The sequence below is a fragment of the Paenalicyclobacillus macrosporangiidus genome, assembly GCF_900116805.1.
Classification (GTDB): Bacteria; Bacillota; Bacilli; order Alicyclobacillales; family Alicyclobacillaceae; genus Alicyclobacillus_H; species Alicyclobacillus_H macrosporangiidus.
This window is the reverse complement of the sequence record NZ_FPBV01000006.1, coordinates 137,335-155,336: the sequence shown is the minus strand read 5'-3', so window position 1 is coordinate 155,336 and position 18,002 is coordinate 137,335. Positions and strand designations below refer to the sequence as shown.

The window sequence follows — 18,002 nt, the reverse complement described above, 5'->3', positions numbered from 1 at the left end:
GGCCGCGTCTGGTAGGATAGACAACGGAATCCGGTTTTTCCTGACGCCGATGGGAGGGATGGTGCTTGTTGAATGGGTTGCGCGGCTGGCCGCGGGGCGTGCCGTTGTTGTTCCTCAATTCCATGTTGATGTCCCTCGGCTTCTACGCGCTGATCCCGTACCTGTCTGTCTACCTCACGCAAACCCTGCATTGGCCCGCATGGCTGGCCGGCACCCTGCTGATGGTGCGCCAGCTCAGCCAGCAGGGCCTGACGTTGTTCACCGGGCTGGTGGCCGACCGCATCGGCTACCGGCGAGTCATCACGGCCGGATTTCTGCTGCGCGGCGCAGGCTTCGCCCTCTTCGGCGCCAGCGGCGCGCCCGCTTGGATGTTCACCGCCGCCGTGGTATCCGGCCTCGGCGGGGCGCTGTTCGAACCGACCAGCGCCGCTGCGCTGACCGCGCTCACGCCCGAACCAGACCGCCGAAGGACGTACGCCGTCAGCAAGGTCGTGGGCAACCTGGGGATGGTCCTGTCGGCCTTGGTGGGCGCGCTGTTGATCACCTTGGATTTCCGGCTCCTGTCCTGGACGTGTGGCGCCGTCTTCGCGTCGATGGGCATCCTCACCCACCTGAGGCTGCCCGACATCCGCGTCCAACTGTCGCCGATTCCCCTCCGCCGCATGGCCGGCAGCGTGCTCCGGGACACCCCGTTCCTCCAACTGGTGCTCGCCAACGCCGGGTACTTTTTCATGTACATGCAGTTGTATCTGACCATACCGGTCCGCGTCACAGAGCTCACCCACCGCACCCAGTCCGTGTCGTTGGTGTTCCTGACCTTGGCCATCCTCGTCGCGGTCTGTCAGTACCCGGTCAACGCCCTGGTGTCTCGCTTTCACCCCGCCCCCTCCATGATGGCGGGCTTGGCGTCGATGGCGCTGGGACTCGTCGGCATCGGCGAAGCCGGGCACCTCACGGGATTCCTGCTCGGGTTTTTCCTGTTCGCCGTCGGCGTCATGGTCACCGAGCCGGCGAATTACGATCTCACCGCACGCCTGGCCAAACCGGGCATGACCGCCACCTATTTCGGGTTCGGGTATGTGGCGCTGGCGCTGGGCGGCGGGACTGGGCAAGGGATTGGCGGGTGGCTGCTCGACGCGGGCGCCCGGATGGGGATGCCGGGGCTGTTGTGGTGGGTCGCGGCGGCGGTCGGTGCGGGATCGGCCGTGCTGTTGCGGCGTCACGCGTCCGCGCGCGATTGAATGCGCAGGAAGCACGGGTGACCCGTGGATGGCCGCGCACCGCCCGGCCGGGTGTGAGAACGGCGATCCGAGGGATTGTCAAGCCAACCCGCCCCACGATACGATAAAAGGGAAACGACCGGCGCGAAACCCAGCGCCGATGGCCCGCAGTGCGGGCATCTCCAATGGAGGGAATGACGAATGAAACGACTGTTCGCATGGTGGATTGCGCTCTTGTTCGCCTGCACGCCAGGCGCTGCGTTGGCGGCATCGACAGACGCCGCGGTACCGGCGCAGTCCCCGGCGGCTGTCCAGATAACCGAATCCGGCCATCCGCACGCGACGAGCGCGGTGGCGCCACAACCGGTGGCCCTGCAGACCACCGCGTACCGTTCCGGCTTCAAGTCGCCCTCTCCCGGCGTGGGGACGACGCGGACCTACGGATCGACATTCGGATCGGGCGGCATCGGAACGAGCGGCGTGTACACGGCGCCGCGGCCGAGCATCGGGTCGCACCTGTTCTCCTTCGGCGCCGGCTGGCTCCTGGGGAGCATGTTCCACCCGTTCGGCTACTACGGCATGGGCGTCTATCACCCGTTCTCGCTGTTCGGGCTGATCCTCGACATCATCCTGTTGGTGGTGCTGTGGAAAGTCGTGCGCTGGTTGTTCTTCCGGCGCTGAGTCCGCGGACACCGGCGTGCGCGAACCCACGGGGATAAAACGGAGAATATCAGGGGGCGGCCCCGCTGGCCTGCGGTGGCCGCCCCGTCTTTACTGGGCCACGTACCCGCCGTCGATGACGACCGCCTGCCCGGTGATGCTCCGGCCCCGGTCGGACGCCAGGAACACCGCATAATCCGCCACTTCCTCCGGCTGCAGAAGCCGCTTCTGTGGCACCAGCGGGAAGATGACCTCCTCCAAGACCTTCTCCAGGGGAACGCCCCGGTTGGCGGCCAGATCCTGCAGTTGATTGCGCACCAACGGCGTATCCACGTATCCCGGGCACAGCGCGTTGACCGTGATCCCGTGCTCCGCCCCCTCCAGCGCCGCCACCTTCGTCAGGCCGATGACCCCGTGCTTGGCCGAGTTGTAGGCCGCCTTGCCCGCGAAGCCAATCAGGCCGTTGATGGACGCAATGTTGATGACACGTCCGAAGCCCTGCCGTTTCATGTATGGAAACGCATACTTGATGGACAGAAACGGCCCGACGAGCATCAGTTGAATCATCTGCGTGAATTTTTCTGTCGGGAACTCCTCGATGCTGGCCACGTGCTGCATGCCCGCGTTGTTGACGACGATGTCCAGGCGGCCTGTTCCATCCGCCGCGTGCGCGATGAGCGCCTGGACGTCCGCTTCACGGCCCGCGTCAGCCTGGAAAGCCTCGACGTCGAGCCCCCGTTCCCGCAGACCGGACGCCGCCGACTCCGCCGCATCCTTGCGTAGATCGGACAACACCACCCGCGCCCCGTGTTCCGCGAACCGGGTTGCGATGGCCAGCCCGATGCCGCTCGCCGCCCCGGTGACCACGGCGACCTTGCCCGCCAGTTCCTGCGCCACGCCCTATCCCTCCTCAAGCCCGAAGGCCCTTGTCTCACGCCTCTACTATACACCGGAATTTGCGGTGCCCACCATCGCCCCGCGCGTCACAGCTGGATGGAGGAGGCGGCGAGGAGGCGCACGAAGTCGGCCGCCGGGACGGGCCGGCTAAAGAAAAATCCCTGGACTTCGTCGCATCGGCGATCGCGCAGGAGCGCGAGCTGGCACTCGGTCTCCACCCCTTCCCCGACGACGCACAGGTTCAGGCGATGCCCCAGGTCGATGATGGTCTCCATCACCGACCAGCCCCCCACACCGCTCTCCTGGATGAAGCTCCGATCCAATTTCAGCGCGTCGACCGGGATCTGGTGGAGGAAGCTGAGCGACGAATAGCCGACGCCGAAGTCGTCGATGGACACGGTGATCCCCATGTCCCGCAACCTGCCAAGCTTCTTGCGGGCGCTTTCCACGTCCTCGACGACCGCGGTCTCCGTCAGCTCAATCTCCAAGAGGCGCGGATCCACTTGGTGGGCTTCCAACGCTTCGGTAATGTGCGCGACGAAGTTCTCCCGCTGAAATTGCCTGGCGGACACGTTGACCGCAATCCGGACCACCGGCTGACCGTTGTCGAGCCATTCCCGGATCTGCCGGCACACCTCTTCCACCACCCACCTGCCGATGGGGACAATCCAGCCCGTCCGCTCGGCGATGGGGATGAACGCTCCGGGCATCACCCGTCCGCGCTGCGGGTGGCGCCACCGCAACAGCGCCTCCGCGCTGGTGATGACCCCGGTCTCCGCATGGACGCGCGGCTGGAATTCGAGGAAGAATTCCCGCTCGGCCAACGCCCGCTCAAAGTCGTACACGAGCAGGCTGTGATCCACGAATGAGCGGCTCCCCGGCATGTACAGGCGAAAGGTGTTCCGCCCGCCCTCCTTGGCCTCGAGCAGGGCGGCGGCCGCGTGCTGCAGCAACCGCTGCGCGTCCGGACCGCACTCCATCGTCGAGGCTATCCCGATGCTCGCCGTCATCCGAACCTCCCTGCCCGCCACCCGGATGGGCGCCTCGACGGCGGCCAACACCCGCTCCAGCCACGCCGCCTCCTCGGCCTCGCCGCAATCCCACAGACACAGGGCGAACTCGTCCCCGCCCATGTGGGTCCCCACGCCCTGTTCCCCGATGCAGCGGGACAGACGTTCCGCCACCGTCCCGATGACCTGGTCCCCCGCCTCCCAGCCGAGGGTGTAATTGACTGCGCGAAACTGGTCGAGGTCCAGACAAAGGGTCACCGCGTGCCGGCCGCGTTGAACCGCCTCCGACACCCGGTCTGCCATCCCTTCCAAGAAGGCCTCGCGCGGTACCCAGTTGCCCGCATCTGCAGGGTTCCAGGCCGCCCCGTCGTGTACGGGACGCCGATTCATCGCTGCGGCCTCCCCGCCACATGCCACTGGGTCAGGGGCCGGAAATCATTGTCCAACCGGATGCGAATCACGGACATCCTCCTTCCGCCGGCTCACCGGGGAACCGAGCCTGGTGCTGGGTACCGAGAATACCTGGAGGGACGCGGCGAGGAGCGTGTGGCGGCCATCGGGGAGAACGGATGGAATACGGGGGAGCGTGCGTGCTGCGTCCGGCCGCTTGGCCGCATTCGCCACCAGTATAGTGCAGTCCCGGCGGACGGTCAGCAACGCGAAGGAGAGTTCCTGCACCCACGGGAGCAACGTGCCGTACACCGAGGCAAGGGATCCGGCCCGCAGACGGGCCCTCATCCCCTCGCCCGCCACAACCACGAGACGAACGCCGCCATCCTTCATCCCCCCGCACATGAAAAAATCCTTGTCCGTCGACAAGGATCGCCCAGGTGGTGCGTTGTACACAGGCATCCCGCCTGCGGCAACCCGGCGATCATAGACGGCGCGCGTCCGTAGACCCGTGGCTTTGCGTCTCAACGTTTCCGTTGATTTGCCCTGATGCGGTATGCGGTTGTGGCGCTCGAGGCCGCGTCGATCATCGTCGATTATTGTCGATTTGATAGACCGAACCCATCCGCCATCTTTCCTATTTTCTATCGTCGTCCTGTCCCCGGTTTCCTAGGAAAGCCGGTCGTGACGGGCCAGGAGCAACTGCCTCCGGTCACGGATCCCCAATTTCCGAAAGATGCTGCTCATGTGGTTTTTCACGGTGTGCGCGCTGATGTGCAGCTTCCGGGCGATCTCGCGGTTCGTGTAGCCCTGCCCTGCCAGCGACAGGACCTCCCGTTCCCGTTCCGTCAAGGCGACGCGCGGCGGTACCCCCGCCGCCTCCAGACTGACGGCCACCTCCGCTGCCACCGGCGGGACGGCCCCGGTCCTGGCCCCGTCATGCACCGGTCTGCCGGACTCCGCCTCCGTGGCGTCGCCCGGTACGTACGAGAGACCCGATTCCTGGACTTGCCCCGGTGCCGCGTTCCGAAGGGGAGCGGCGTATAGCGTCAGACCGCTGACGCGGCAGGCCCACACGCGCGATTGCCGGACCAAGTCCTCCAAGGCCCGGGCCACCGCCGTTCCCTCACGGCCGAGGCGGGACGCGATGCCGTCCGCCGTATCGAACAAGGACGGGTTTCTCTGGAACAAATGGAGGCATGCCGTCGCGGACCGCAGGTCCGAGCGAGCCTGCCGGCACACGTTCTTGGGTGGTTGTCGCGCCTGCACCTTCATCCCCCCGCATGGAAAACCTCCCGGCCGGCCACAGCCGGGCCTACAGCAAACGGACGGTGAGATCTTCGCCCATCTGCACAATATACGGGGCCGACGTACGCCCGCTGGCCGACTTGACGACCTGCAGATACTGATAGTCGACCGTCGACCACATGCGGGCCACGCTGTCGGCCAAGCCCGTGATCCGCTCCGCCACCCCGCCGCCCAGCGTTCCGGAATCCCCTACCAAAACCGTGGTCACCCCGAGCGAGCGCAGGACACGCACGACGGTGGGAAGACGGTCGGCGAAATGGCCAACGCTCCACAGGCCGACGGCGGCATTCGTGTCTATCCAGATGAACCAACGCCTCCCGCGGCGCGTTTCACGCACGAGGAGACGGAACATCCGCAGCATCACCGACCATTCCGATGCATCGCCCGCCGCACGGAGCGGGTCACGCACGACCGCGCTCCCCGCCACGCGCCGACGGCCGCCGGGCGGTCCGGTGACATACAAGCGTCCCTGCGGCCACCAGGCCACCAGCTCGGCGGATTCAGCCAACAGGTCCGGAAGCCCTGCCCAATCGGTCAGCGTGATGAGAAAACCGTCATCGCCGTCCGCAATCCGGCGGCGGATCATCCAGGGCAGCAACGGCCGGTACTGCACGCGTCCGTCCACGTCGAGGAACAGGACGCTCCCGTGCGGGAGAGCCCACGCCAGCAGCTGGTCCGCATCCATGCCCCCCTCCGGTGCACCGCGCACAGGGTGGATGGGAACCGGTCTGTCGCCGTCGCGCCCCGACGGGCGGACATCGTCCTGCAGGACCGGCGGCATACCCATGCCGGCCGGCGGCACGACCATAACCCCGCCGGGGGTGAAGCGCATCACACACGTGCGCACCTCGGCGGGCATTCCCCGCATCTTCACGACCGACAGGGTTCGCTCGCAGAAATTCTCCCCTTGAGGACGTGTGCCGAGGCGAAGGAGACCGTCGGCGAGATAATGTTCAGGGCCGGGATCATCCGCTTCGCCGTCCCGGATCAACAACGTCGTCAACCGGTAACGGCGGAGGATGCCGCGCAAGCCGCGCAAAACGTCTCGCTCTCCCGGCCTTGTCGCCACCCGTTCCAGCAGCGCACTCACACTGTCGATGACCATCCGCCGGCAATCCGGCGTGCTGACCAGCGCCTCGAACCACCCTTCATCCGTCCGGGCCACAGCCATAAACGCCTCAGGTGTGGTGCAGACCACACGGAGTACGCCGCTGTCCTCGAACGCTCTCAGGTCCCACCCGAAGGTGGCCGCCTCTGTATAGAGCTGTTCGGGCAGGATGTCGAACGTGATGTAGACGCCCGCTTCACCGCGCAATGCGCCCGCGTACAGATACTGCATCCCCAACACGGTCTTGCCGGTCCCGGGCCGGCCTTCGACCACGACCGCGGAACCGGCTGGGATACCGCCGTGCAGTATCTGATCCAGTCCTGGAATCCCGGTTTCCACCAGGTCCTTCACATGCATCACCGACGTTCCTGTGAGCCGGCCGTCCTCTGCCACGCGCTTCCCGAGGCATTCTCTTTTTCCGGGCCGGCCAGCCGAGTTGTCCCGTCATCCCCACGATGTCCCCGCCCCCCCGCCTGTTCTGTCGCCACGTCACCCGGCCAAGGGATGGTATGTCCTGGTTTGACTGTACTCGATAAATGTCGAAAAAATCATCCTCAGAATTCTATGATTTCTTCTTGACACCGAATGATTTCCAAGCTAGGATGATGACAAAGGCAAACCAGTCCGAAAGGCTGGGACGCAAAGCCACGGGCCTACAGCGGTATCCCGGGAACCGCCATGGCAGCCGGGTTGTCGGATTCCTACCCGTCAGAAAGGAGCATGTCCCAATGAAACGAATCTTCCTCTCTGCAGTGGCCGCCTTGTCGCTTCTCACCACCAGTGCGCCGTTGGCTCTCGCCGCGACCAACACGTCCACCACGACATCACAAACATCTGGTTCCACATCTGGTTCCGGCACGTTCACACCGGATAGCACCCTGCCCATCGTCGTTGAATGAGTTCGCACCATCCGCCTTTGTGCTGTACACTAATGTCAAGCACAAAGAGAGAAGGCCGCCTGTCGGCCACAGAGGTATGGTGTGAACATGAAACATGGGGAGCTGCCGGTCTACGACCGCACGGATCAAGCCATTCGCCTGATTGAAGAAGAACGCCGACGCATCGCGCGTGATCTTCACGACGGCCCGGCGCAGGACATCACGAATGTGAGCATGCGCTTGGAGATCATCCAGCGCATGCTCAAAACCACGCCAGAACTCGCGGAAGCCGAACTGGCCCGGCTAAACAGCCGTGTCATCGGGATTGTCAACAGCATCCGCCGGTTGATTTACGACCTTCGTCCGGTGGCCATCGACGAAGTCGGGTTGGTGAAGGCCGTCACCGAACTCTGCTGCCGTCTGCAGGACGATTGGCACCTGACCATCGACCTGACGGTGGCGCCCGATGTGCACGACAACTTTGCCCCGGCGAAACAGGTCGCCATCTACCGGCTGGTGCAAGAGGTCTTCCAAAACATCCATAAACACGCCGCGGCATCTCGTGTGCAGGTGAGCTTGACGCGTTGCGGCCCTGAGTTGTTCATTCGGATTCAGGACGACGGCAAAGGATTTGATCCCACGTCCATCCCGGCCGGCCGGTATGGCATCGCCGGCATGCGAGAGCGAGCCGCCTACCTCGGCGGGCGGCTCGTCATCCAATCCGCCCCCGGGCAGGGAAGCCAGTTCACATTTGGCATCCCGGTGTACGGAGAGGGATGAGGAGGGCCGTGTCCACCCCAACCGATTGGGAGGTGCGCCTGCACCGCGGCGTGTCTCTCATTCGCCGCTACTTGCTCCACGCGGCGCTCGACGAGTTGCGCCCCGATGAAGCACCTGATTGCCCTGATCCGAGCGTCCGCGCCGAGGTGTATCACCATATCGGACGCGCGTATTTAGGGTTGGGTCGCTATCAAGAAAGCGTGCGCTGGTTCTCCAATGCTGCTGCTGCGGAGGTTCCCCCGGCGTGCGCCGTCCGGTATAACACCAACCTGGCGGTGGCCTACCGCTACATCGATCCGGACCGAGCCCACCGCCTCATCACCGACGTGTTGTCCCAATACGACGCGTACCTCACGCCCGATCTGCGTGGGGTATTATACAACAATCTGAGCGACGTCCAGTGGATCAACGGCTTTTACTCGGAGGGATACGAGAGTGCGCTTCGGAGCTTGGAGGCGTTCACCGATGCCGGCCTGAAGGACGGCCACGATGAACTGTACCTCAATCTCGGCGTCTTTTGTATCGAGTTGGGCCGCTACGAAGAGGCGAAGACGTTTCTCTTGCGCGCGGTCACGTCGGAGAGCGAGCTCGCTCTGCACGCGTACACCGAGTTGAGCCGGCTGTACTTGCTGCAAAACGACGTCGCGTCAGGCCTGCACTGGGCTTGCGCGGCCCTGCCGCAGGTGTGGTCGTCGGTGATGCACAACGCCAAGCGCGAGATCTCCCGCTTCTGCCGGCTTCTCGCCCTGCTCGCGGAACGAGCCGGCGAGCGCGCGTTGGCGATGCGGTTGATGGAAAAATCGCAGCTCATGTTCGGCCGCATGGAGATGTGGCGAGAGTGGATGCAGGTGCAGGCGGAACTGGATCACCTGCGCCAACGGCCGATGCCTCCGCGCGGGAGCGGGCAAATTCTGCCCGGGCTGGGCCGGGAGGACGTCTCCCGCTTTCTCACCTGGCTCGAGGTGCTGAATGCACAGGAGGTGCTGCAACCCGGATTCTCGGCCCTGTTGGATACGAGGGTCCAGTACGCCCGCGAGATCGCCGAGGCCCTCGGCCTCCCTGACGAGGATCGCCAGACGTTGACGTATGCCTGCCGGTTTGCCGACTACGGACTCACGGCGGTCGAGCCGGAGGTGCTGGCAGATCCCTTGCGATCCCCGGAAGCGTGGCGGGACTACCAGCAGCATCCCGTGCTGTCCGTCCGAATGCTCTTCCCGTTGGGCATTCCGAGCGAGGTCCTGAGCGTCATTTCCGATCACCACGAACACGTCGACGGTTCCGGGTACCCCGCGGGCAAACGGGGAGACGAGATCCACCCGTTGGCCAGGGTCTTCGCGGTGGCGGATCACTACGCCACCGGCGTGACCCTGCGCGACCTCCCCCACAGCCAGGTGATGGCGGAACTGGCCGAACGATCCGGCACCTGGTACGACGCCGCCATCGTGGCCGCGCTCGAGTCACGCTTTCACGCTTGACGGCGCCTGCATTTGGCCATCCCCCGGAACCGGCCCCGGGAGGGTGAAGACCTCCCCGTGGCGCCGAATCGCCACCCGGTCCTGCCGGGGACCGGCGGCCGCCAACAGCCGATGCAACGGTTCCTCCACCGGCTCGCGCGAGAGCACGAACGTATCCCAGTGTATCGGGATGAGCCACCGCCCGCCCGCTTCCTCAAACATCTGCCAGGCCTGCTCCGGCGTGCAGTGATTGTACACATACGGATTGTATGCGCCGATGGGCATGCAGACGATGTCCACCGGTCCCGCCTCCGCCAGATCCTGAAAGGCGGGCGTGTACGCGGTGTCTCCGGCAAACAACAACCGGACGCCGTCTTTCTCCAGCAGGTAGCCGTTCCAGCCGTAGTCGCGGTTCCACGGGAACCGGGCCCCCCAGTGCCGCACCGGCAGCGCGGTGACGACCAGCCCCGCCGCCAGTTCCGCGGACTCCGGAGGCGACAGTTCGACGACCCGTCCAAACCGCATCCGGCGCAGGAGCCGTCCGGTCCCGGACGCCGTCACGACGGTCACATCCGGACGCGCGAGTCGGCGCAGAGAAGGAATATCGAAATGATCCATATGCGCGTGGGACAACAGGATGACGTCCACCCGTCCAGCGACCTCTTCCAGGCGCAGGGCGGGTGCCGTGTGACGGCGCACACCGATCACCACCTCGCCCGGCAGGCACGCACCGGCCCGTTCGGAGAATACGGGGTCCGTCAGAATACCGAGCCCGTTCCATCGGATGTACAGGGTGGAGTGCCCGACCCAACACACCTGCACCCGGTCGTCCCGCCAAGCATCCACCCGCGGGTGCAGGGCCGGTGACCTGTAGGGCGGATGCGGCAGCCCGCGCCGAAATCGGCGGACCTGCCAACCCAACAGGCCAACCAGACACAAGAGCGTGAGTCCCAGACCTCCGAGCAGCCACTTCAACATGACGGTCACCTTTCCACAACGCTTTGCCGAAAAACCGTCCCGAGGGCTATTGTATCCCAACCGCCCGCGCGGCACATGGACGCCGCGGGCCGGATGGTGCATAATGGGCGCAGATTGTCGGGAGGGATCCGAATGCATCAGGACCAGCGCGCCGTCGTCGTGTTCAGCGGCGGCCAGGACAGCACCACGTGCCTCGTATGGGCCATGCGCCGCTTCGGCCACGTGGAAGCGGTGACCTTCCACTACAACCAGCGGCACGAACTGGAGATTGAGTGCGCCAAGCACATCGCATCAGAACTGGGTGTCCCCCATCACATCCTCGACCTCGGCCTGCTCAGCCAACTGGCGCCGAACGCCCTGACCCGGCGCGACATCGAGATCGAACACAAGGAAGGCGAACTACCCTCGACCTTCGTGGACGGGCGCAACCTCCTGTTTCTGTCTTTCGCCGCCATCCTCGCCAAGCAACGGGGAGCCCGCCATCTGGTCACCGGTGTGTGCCAGACCGATTTCAGCGGCTACCCCGATTGCCGGGACGTGTTCATCAAATCGCTGAACGTCACGCTCAACCTGGCGATGGACTATGAGTTCGTCATTCACACCCCGCTGATGTGGCTGACCAAGCGGGACACGTGGGCCTTGGCGGACGAGCTCGGCTGTTTCGATCTCGTTCGCGACAAAACCCTCACCTGCTACAACGGCGTCATCGGCGCCGGCTGCGGCACATGCCCGGCGTGCATCCTGCGCAACCGGGGGCTCGAAGCGTACCTCCAGGAGCGGGAGCAGCGAGGGCATGCATAACGGGGTGGGGTGACCGGCCGGTCGCACCATAAGAAACGCCGGCCGCCTCCGCGGCCGGCCCCCGCGCCTGCTGTGGCGCGCTATCGGTGGATGAGCCCCTTGTCGACCAGAAAGTCGTGTGCCACGTCTGCCGGGTTCTTCTTCAGCACGTCGACCTCGTAGTTCATCTGCATCTGGTCGTCTGTCGTGATAGCGCCCCACAGCGGCGCCAACACCTGATCGAGGTGCGCCGCCTGGAAGGTATTGGCGTCGGCGATGATCACAGCATGATAGGGCGGGAAGAAATGCTTGTCATCCACCAGCGGCACCTCATGCAACTTCTTGAGGCGCCCGTCGGTCGAGTACACGATGGCGGCGTCGACCGCCCCCTGCTGCAGCGCCGGGTACATCACGTCGTAGCTCATCGACTTGGCCGACTTGAACTGTATCCCGTACGCCTGCTCAAATCCGGGCAGGCCGTCCCCTTGGCGCGCCTGGAAGGTCGAATCGGTCGCCAGCACCCAATCTTTCGCGTACGGTACGGCGTCGGAGACCGTCTTCAGGTGGTCTTTCTCCGCCGTCTGTTCGGTCACCGCCAGCGCGTACGTGTCCTCATAGCCCAGCGGCGGCGACACCCACGCGTGGAATTGCTTCATCTCCTGATCCTTCACGTATTGGGTGACCTTGTCCGGATGGCCGGCATATTCCCCCGTATAGGACTGTTTGAGCGGACCAGTGAACTCCGTCCCGTCGTATCCGAGATACATCTGGATGTCGCCCTGCTGCAGCATGGAGTGCATCAGCCCGGAGGCGCCCGATGTCTTCTTGATGGTCACCCGGATGGACGTCTTCGCCTCAATCAGATCTTTGATGATGTAATCGTCAATCAACGGCTCGGAAAAGTCCTGCGCCGCGATGGTGATCTCGGTCACCTGCCCGGGTTTCGCCTCGCCCCCGGGCTGTGCGGAGGCCCCGCACCCCGCAACCGTCACCGCGGCGATGGCGAACATCCCTGAGGTGGCCAGTACCCGCGTTTGACGTGTCAAATCCTCACCCCCAAACGAATTCTTGGCCCGCGGTGCACGCGCTGCGCGCAACCCGCGCCGCGCATGCCATCCACGCGGTGCACGTCATCCAATCCCACCCCTCCCGCCACACGCGCGGTGTCCGTTTGCGTCTCCCATCACCCCCTCAGGCCCTTCGGCGTGAGCCAACGCTCGAGGCGCCCCATGACGAACTCCGCGACGAACGCCATGATCACCGCCGGAATGGTCCCGGCCAGGACGATGGCGTTATCCGCCATGCCGAGCCCCTGCAGAATCAGAGATCCGAGCCCGCCGGCGCCGATGAGCGCCGCCAACGTGGCGAAACCGATGGACGCCACCAGCGATGAGCGGATGCCCGCGATGATCACCTTCAACGCCAGCGGCAGCTCCACGAGCCACAGCAGTTGCCACTTCGTCGCGCCCATGCCGATGGCCGCGTCCTTCACCTCCGGCGCCACCCCGGCGATGCCGACGTAGGTGTTGCGCACAATCGGCATCAGGGCGTAGACGAACAGGGCCACCGCCGCAGGGAGCAACCCGATGCCGAGCCCGATGGTGATCATCAGCACCAACAGGGCCATACTGGGGATGGTCTGAAAGGCGTTGCTGATGCCAATCACCCACGGATACAGCCGCGGGACGCGTGTCGCCACGATGGTCAACGGCACCGCCACCAGAATGGCGGCGCACATCGGAATGGCCACGATGTACAACTGCTGCAGCGTCAGCATCCACACCTCGTACCCGTGCGTCGAAAAGTACTGCCACAGGTCCTGCCACACGGAAATCCCCTCCTTCCATGAACATGGGTCCCCCTCACCGCGCCTCCGCCAAGGGCTCCGCCCCCGTCACGCGGAGGGCGTCGTCCAACACCCCGGCGAGCGCGCTTCGCGTCACCAGTCCTGCCAGGGTCCCGTCCTCGGCCACCACCGGAACGGCGTCCACGCGGTACCACAACATCTGGCGCATCGCGTTCAGCGCAGGATCGTCCGGGTGCACCGCGGTCTGAGCCCAGCGCGCCACATCGCCCACGCGCATCGGGAGGCCCTGTTCCAGCGCGCGCGTGACGTCCTCCAGCCGGGCGACGCCGGCAAACCGGCCGCCGCTGTCGACCACCATCACGCTGTTCACCCGCCGCTGGCGCATCCGCTCCAGCGCCTGCGCGAGTCCCGCGTGCACCTCCATCGTCACCGGGTTGTCAATCATCACATCCGCCACGGCCACTTCGCTGGCCTGCCGAAGCATCCGGTGCCGCCCGATGAACTCGGCGACAAACGCGTCCGCCGGCGCGCGCAGCATCTGCTCGGGTTCCGCCGCCTGCACGATGCGCCCGTCGCGCATCAGCACAATGCGATCCGCGATGCGCAGCGCTTCGTCCATGTCGTGCGTGACGAACAGGATGGTCTTGTGCACCGTCTTCTGCAGCCGCTTCAGTTCATCTTGGAGCTGTTCCCGGATGAGGGGGTCGAGAGCGCCGAACGGTTCGTCCATGAGGATGATGTCGGGGTCGTGGGCCAGCGCCCGGAGCACACCGATGCGCTGCTGCTGTCCGCCGCTGAGTTCGCGAGGGTACCGGTCGAGGTACAGTCCGGGATCGAGCCCGACCAAGTGCATCAGCTCTTCGGCCCGCCTTCGTCGCTGTTTGGGCGCCACCCCTTGCAGCCGCAGGACGAAGGCGATGTTCTCCGCGATGGTCAGATGAGGCATGAGACCGACCTGCTGGATGACGTAGCCCAGGCGCCGTCGCAGTTCCACCGGATGGTACGCCCGGTTGTCCCGGCCGTCCACCAGGATGGTGCCTGACGACGGTTCCACCAACCGGTTCACCATCCGCAGCGTGGTCGACTTGCCGCAACCGGATGGGCCGATGAGCGCCACCAGTTCGCCGTGGGAGATGTCGAGCGACAACTGGTCGACCGCCGTGGTGCCATCCGGATATCGCTTGCACACGTCCTGAAACGATAACATGGGAGCCCTCCCTCCTTTCGGATGCCAAAAAACCCCGTAGGCACGCCTACGGGGATGTGCAGATTTGCACGTTGAACGCATCCGCTTGATACAAGCCAAGCAGTCTCCTAAATGCTTACGAAGTTAGCTGTCGGGTTCGGGCTTAGGAGATTGCCCGTCCGCACCGTGCGGCGCGGATTCACCCCATGAGTCGGTTCCCCCGTTTCCCTCTCGGGAATTCAGCATGTTCTGCTATGGTATTTTATGTTTTGTTATAACAGATGGTGACGGCGGCGTCAATCTTTTATGTCGACTTCCCAACGAATCGCCTCATCCGGCCGCCGGATGGACGGCGGCGCAGATCAGGCCGAAGTACGTCGGCACCTCGTACGACCACACCTCGACCCGCCTGGATCCCTTCGGCATTGCGCCGGCCAGGATCAACGCCTGCCAGACGCCGTCCGGTTTGGCGTCATCGACAAACTGCGGATCGAGCCCTGCCAACGCCTCCAGGTCGTCCGCCTGAAGCCATTCCAACACCTGCGCGTCCAACTGTGCGGCCGCCGGATGGAAACCGTACGGCCCGTCCTCGCGGTGGGCGTGGGCCCAGTCGCAACTGGCGATCAACCCCACGCGCTTGCCGGAGGCCGCCACGGCCCTGGCCAGCGCCTCTCCGAAGCGGATTTGATCTGCAAACGAACGTTGACGTGTCGGCGTGATCGCCACGATGGGCACCTCGGGCATGAACCACAGCGGGACGATGGCGCCCCAATCGAGCGGCAGGCAGGACAGCGGCCCTTCCGCAGTGGCGTAATTGACCGCCGCGGCGGGCAAACCGAGGCCGCGGGCGGACTGGACGATGGCGCGCGCCAAGGTGCGGTCGACCCGCCGTTCCATCGTGACCCTCTCGCCGTGATCCTCCACCTCCCCCGCCATGCGCTCGCTGTCCGAGACGGCGAACAACCCGTCCAGGCGAATGCCGTGCGGGGTCAGCACCACCAATGTCTCTGGGGCGGCCTCCTGCATCCGCTGCCCGAGCCTCTCCAGGCTCCGCCGCGTCCGCTCCATGAGCCGAGGATCCGGTTTCGACAAACGTTCGATGATCTCGGAGCCGTGCGGCGTGATGCACGCGAAGACAAACGGATTCACTGCAATTCCTCCTCGGTGGGCGGGATTGCCCCTGTCAAATCGTCCGCGGTGTAGATCCGTCCGTAGGCGGGCAGGATCCGCGGGACGGTGGGCAACCCGATGCGGCCCGGGTTCATCGAGTGGATCGGCATCAGCACGCGCGGCTGGATGGTCTCCACGATGGACAGGATGTCGTCCCGCGCCCCGTGCCCGGTGGACCCGACCAACGCCAGCCTCAGTCCGAACACCTCGAGCCAGTGCAGCATGTTGTTCCACGCCGGATCATACGGCCCGAGCGGGCTGCCGTTGGAATGGATGAACACGCCGCCCGGCTTCGCATCGATGTCGATCCAGTCGATGAACCGCTCGTATCCCAGCTCGACCGCAAACGCGTGCTCTCGCCCGCGGAGCTCCGCGGGACGCACCACCTCGAAGCCATGCGCAGTCACGAAGGCCCGCGCCGCTTCCGTCCACGACTCCTCGCCGCCGCCGTAGATCGCGATGTCCGACAGATCGCCGCCGAACGCGGCGTACAGATACGCGCTCGGCGCGGACAACAGCAACCGCCGGCCGCTCGCGCGCGCCGCCTCGTGAAACGCTTCCGCGCGCTGCGGGTGGCGCGGATAGAAGGTGAAGTACACGCCTGCCTCCGCAGCTTGCATGACCTCCGCCGCATGCCGGGCGAGTTCGGCCTCATACAGCGTCTGGCTGTTGTCCTCGGTGTCCGCCCGCGTACCCTCGATGAACAGCACATCCGGCCTGAACGCGCGCGCCGCTCTGGCAAAATCCCGGGTCCGCTCCGGATGGGCGCCGTGCAGGCGCAGGTCTCCCGAATACACAAAGCGAAGCTCCGGCGTCTCGATGAAAAATCCACATGCGCCCGGTGTATCGTGATCGACCGCCACCGGCGTGATCCGCATGGGCCCAAACGAAACCGTCTCTCCGCAGGGGACGGGCTGATAGGCGAGGTTCCGCCGGGGCCCGTCGAGCACCTCGTCCAACGCCCGTAGCAGCCGATGGGTGTCCTCGGTGAGCAGGACAGGGATGTCCTCGCGCAGGTAGGGCAGCAGTCCAGTGTGATCCAGATGGGAGTGGCTGATGGCCACCATCGTCCGTACGCCGGCCGGAGCGTCGGTGCCGTCTCCCTCAAACAGCCCCGGAATGCATGGCGCCAGGCCCATCCGCTGCAGGTCCCGGATGCCCCGGGCAGCCAGCACAGAATCGAACACCGGGACGGCCGGACTAAAGACGCGGCCCATGTCGAACAACAGGCGGTGTCCGTCCACCGCAATCCGAATGACCGTGCCGCCGATGGTTCCGATACCCTGGAAGAACTGCCAGGTCACACGGCTCAATCGCGTCACTCCTCATCTCTGCGGAAACAACGAAATACGGGTAGCATTTTATTATACCACCGTATCATATTAAATTGTTGTAAATTCGGCCATCCGAACGAGATTTTCTCTTGCCTGCCCCCGCGCCGGTGCACTAGGATAAAGTCGGTGGACAGACAGGGGGGAATTGGATGAGTTTCCGGCTGCGACGGAGTGTCACAGCGTACCTGATGCTGCTTCCGACGCTTGTACTGATCGGCGTGTTTGTCGTCTACCCCATTGTGGACTCGTTTATCATCAGTTTCTATAAGTGGGACATGCTGTCCGCCAACAAACCGTTCGTCGGGCTGCAGAACTACGTCTACATCTTCGAAGACCCGCTGTTCCACACCGCCCTCAAGAACACAGTGCTGTACGTGGTGTTCTTCGTGCCCATCGTGTTGGCCCTGGGTTTGCTGACCGCAGTGCTGCTGAACGCAAAGATTCGGCTGTTGCCGCTCTTCCGCACCGCCTTTTTCATCCCATACGTGACCTCTCTCGCAGCAACTGGAATCGTGTGGCAGTGGATCTTCAACGACCAATTCGGACTCCTCAATTACTTTCTGGAGCGCGCCGGCCTGCATCCGCAAGACTGGTTGAACGACCCCCGTTGGACGTTGTTCAATATCATCACCATCGGCGTTTGGCAGAATCTTGGCTACGTCGCCGTCATCTTCCTCGCGGGATTGCAGAACATCAGTCGGGAGTACTACGAGGCAGCCGACGTGGACGGCGCGACGCCGTGGCAGAAGTTCGCCCGCATCACGCTGCCACTCTTGTCACCGACGACCTATTTCCTGCTCATCCTCACGACCATCGAGGCCTTCAAGGTGTTCCTGCAGATCTACGTGCTGTACGGTGAGACTGCGGGACCGAACAACAGCGGCATGACGCTCCTGTACTACATGTTCACCAAAGGATTCGGCGACTACCGGATGGGATACGCCTGCGCCTCGGCCTATGTACTGTTTCTCATCGTCTTCGTGTTCACCCTGGCGCAGATGGCGCTCTCTCGCCGCGTCCACTATGAGGCATAGGGGGTGGG

At 64.6% G+C, this 18,002-nt stretch carries 18 protein-coding genes and 3 riboswitches; of the genes, 7 read left to right on the top strand and 11 right to left on the bottom strand.

The window, feature by feature from the left end; all coding sequences use genetic code 11:
- The first annotated feature begins 65 nt into the window (after positions 1-65).
- On the top strand, positions 66-1,241 hold the full coding sequence (locus tag BM357_RS07465; RefSeq protein ID WP_074951173.1) for an MDR family MFS transporter: 1,176 nt from the start codon (positions 66-68) through the stop codon (positions 1,239-1,241).
- 180 nt (positions 1,242-1,421) lie between these two features.
- Positions 1,422-1,901, top strand: a complete 480-nt coding sequence (locus tag BM357_RS07460; protein ID WP_074951171.1) for a hypothetical protein — start codon at positions 1,422-1,424, stop codon at positions 1,899-1,901.
- 90 nt (positions 1,902-1,991) lie between these two features.
- On the opposite strand, the gene BM357_RS07455 is transcribed toward BM357_RS07460, so the two are convergent.
- From BM357_RS07455 to BM357_RS07435, 5 genes are all read right to left on the bottom strand, one after another.
- Positions 1,992-2,777, bottom strand: coding sequence for a 3-hydroxybutyrate dehydrogenase (locus tag BM357_RS07455; RefSeq protein ID WP_074951169.1), 786 nt, complete (start codon positions 2,775-2,777; stop codon positions 1,992-1,994).
- Between the two features lie 86 nt (positions 2,778-2,863).
- The gene (locus BM357_RS07450; protein ID WP_074951167.1) at positions 2,864-4,177 is read right to left on the bottom strand and encodes a putative bifunctional diguanylate cyclase/phosphodiesterase; all 1,314 of its coding nucleotides are present in this window, start codon (positions 4,175-4,177) and stop codon (positions 2,864-2,866) included.
- A gap of 45 nt (positions 4,178-4,222) precedes the next feature.
- Positions 4,223-4,633, bottom strand: coding sequence for a hypothetical protein (locus BM357_RS07445; protein ID WP_139234608.1), 411 nt, complete (start codon positions 4,631-4,633; stop codon positions 4,223-4,225).
- 12 nt (positions 4,634-4,645) lie between these two features.
- A riboswitch (cyclic di-GMP riboswitch) is annotated at positions 4,646-4,733 on the bottom strand.
- A 113-nt stretch (positions 4,734-4,846) separates the two neighbouring features.
- A complete protein-coding gene (locus BM357_RS20470) occupies positions 4,847-5,446 on the bottom strand; it encodes a helix-turn-helix transcriptional regulator (protein ID WP_281245573.1) in 600 nt (199 codons plus the stop codon).
- 46 nt (positions 5,447-5,492) lie between these two features.
- A complete protein-coding gene (locus BM357_RS07435) occupies positions 5,493-6,950 on the bottom strand; it encodes an ATPase domain-containing protein (RefSeq protein WP_139234607.1) in 1,458 nt (485 codons plus the stop codon).
- Between the two features lie 246 nt (positions 6,951-7,196).
- Positions 7,197-7,291, top strand: a riboswitch (cyclic di-GMP riboswitch).
- A 30-nt stretch (positions 7,292-7,321) separates the two neighbouring features.
- Here BM357_RS07435 and BM357_RS19800 point away from each other — a divergent pair.
- The 3 genes from BM357_RS19800 to BM357_RS07425 all read left to right on the top strand — a co-directional run bounded on the left by BM357_RS19800 (position 7,322) and on the right by BM357_RS07425 (position 9,726).
- Positions 7,322-7,492 carry a hypothetical protein gene (locus BM357_RS19800; protein ID WP_175511478.1) on the top strand — a complete coding sequence of 57 codons (171 nt, stop codon included), beginning with the start codon at positions 7,322-7,324 and terminating at the stop codon, positions 7,490-7,492.
- A gap of 87 nt (positions 7,493-7,579) precedes the next feature.
- Complete coding sequence (locus tag BM357_RS07430) at positions 7,580-8,251, top strand: sensor histidine kinase (protein WP_074951159.1); 672 nt, start codon at positions 7,580-7,582, stop codon at positions 8,249-8,251.
- 8 nt (positions 8,252-8,259) lie between these two features.
- Positions 8,260-9,726: an HD domain-containing phosphohydrolase gene (locus BM357_RS07425; RefSeq protein ID WP_074951157.1), complete on the top strand. Its 1,467-nt coding sequence runs from the start codon at positions 8,260-8,262 to the stop codon at positions 9,724-9,726.
- Here the strand turns inward: BM357_RS07425 and BM357_RS07420 are convergent.
- Positions 9,709-10,683, bottom strand: coding sequence for an MBL fold metallo-hydrolase (locus tag BM357_RS07420; protein WP_074951155.1), 975 nt, complete (start codon positions 10,681-10,683; stop codon positions 9,709-9,711). The genes BM357_RS07425 and BM357_RS07420 overlap by 18 nt on opposite strands.
- Positions 10,684-10,758: 75 nt before the next feature.
- Here BM357_RS07420 and queC point away from each other — a divergent pair, with 75 nt between their 5' ends.
- Positions 10,759-11,484, top strand: coding sequence for a 7-cyano-7-deazaguanine synthase QueC (gene queC, locus BM357_RS07415; protein ID WP_425426524.1), 726 nt, complete (start codon positions 10,759-10,761; stop codon positions 11,482-11,484).
- Positions 11,485-11,564: 80 nt separating this feature from the next.
- Here the strand turns inward: queC and BM357_RS07410 are convergent, their stop codons facing one another.
- From BM357_RS07410 to BM357_RS07390, 5 genes are all read right to left on the bottom strand, one after another.
- Positions 11,565-12,509, bottom strand: coding sequence for an ABC transporter substrate-binding protein (locus tag BM357_RS07410; RefSeq protein WP_074951151.1), 945 nt, complete (start codon positions 12,507-12,509; stop codon positions 11,565-11,567).
- 137 nt (positions 12,510-12,646) lie between these two features.
- The gene (locus tag BM357_RS07405) at positions 12,647-13,291 is read right to left on the bottom strand and encodes an ABC transporter permease (RefSeq protein ID WP_245783883.1); all 645 of its coding nucleotides are present in this window, start codon (positions 13,289-13,291) and stop codon (positions 12,647-12,649) included.
- 34 nt (positions 13,292-13,325) lie between these two features.
- Positions 13,326-14,477, bottom strand: coding sequence for a betaine/proline/choline family ABC transporter ATP-binding protein (locus tag BM357_RS07400; RefSeq protein ID WP_074951149.1), 1,152 nt, complete (start codon positions 14,475-14,477; stop codon positions 13,326-13,328).
- Between the two features lie 97 nt (positions 14,478-14,574).
- Positions 14,575-14,711, bottom strand: a riboswitch (cyclic di-AMP (ydaO/yuaA leader).
- 75 nt (positions 14,712-14,786) lie between these two features.
- A complete protein-coding gene (locus BM357_RS07395) occupies positions 14,787-15,605 on the bottom strand; it encodes a DODA-type extradiol aromatic ring-opening family dioxygenase (protein ID WP_074951147.1) in 819 nt (272 codons plus the stop codon).
- On the bottom strand, positions 15,602-16,930 hold the full coding sequence (locus BM357_RS07390; protein ID WP_245783889.1) for an MBL fold metallo-hydrolase: 1,329 nt from the start codon (positions 16,928-16,930) through the stop codon (positions 15,602-15,604). The genes BM357_RS07395 and BM357_RS07390 overlap by 4 nt, the downstream gene beginning before the upstream one ends.
- A 179-nt stretch (positions 16,931-17,109) precedes the next feature.
- Here BM357_RS07390 and BM357_RS07385 point away from each other — a divergent pair, with 179 nt between their 5' ends.
- Positions 17,110-17,994, top strand: coding sequence for a carbohydrate ABC transporter permease (locus BM357_RS07385; protein ID WP_074951142.1), 885 nt, complete (start codon positions 17,110-17,112; stop codon positions 17,992-17,994).
- Positions 17,995-18,002 lie beyond the last annotated feature (8 nt).

Coding starts and splice junctions, on each gene's coding strand:
- BM357_RS07460 (WP_074951171.1), top strand. CDS start 1,422: ATGAAACGACTGTTCGCATGGTGGATTGCGCTCTTGTTCGCCTGCACG.
- BM357_RS07450 (WP_074951167.1), bottom strand. CDS start 4,177: ATGAATCGGCGTCCCGTACACGACGGGGCGGCCTGGAACCCTGCAGAT.
- BM357_RS07435 (WP_139234607.1), bottom strand. CDS start 6,950: ATGCATGTGAAGGACCTGGTGGAAACCGGGATTCCAGGACTGGATCAG.
- BM357_RS19800 (WP_175511478.1), top strand. CDS start 7,322: ATGAAACGAATCTTCCTCTCTGCAGTGGCCGCCTTGTCGCTTCTCACC.
- BM357_RS07430 (WP_074951159.1), top strand. CDS start 7,580: ATGAAACATGGGGAGCTGCCGGTCTACGACCGCACGGATCAAGCCATT.
- BM357_RS07420 (WP_074951155.1), bottom strand. CDS start 10,683: ATGTTGAAGTGGCTGCTCGGAGGTCTGGGACTCACGCTCTTGTGTCTG.
- queC (WP_425426524.1), top strand. CDS start 10,759: ATGGACGCCGCGGGCCGGATGGTGCATAATGGGCGCAGATTGTCGGGA.
- BM357_RS07400 (WP_074951149.1), bottom strand. CDS start 14,477: ATGTTATCGTTTCAGGACGTGTGCAAGCGATATCCGGATGGCACCACG.
- BM357_RS07385 (WP_074951142.1), top strand. CDS start 17,110: ATGAGTTTCCGGCTGCGACGGAGTGTCACAGCGTACCTGATGCTGCTT.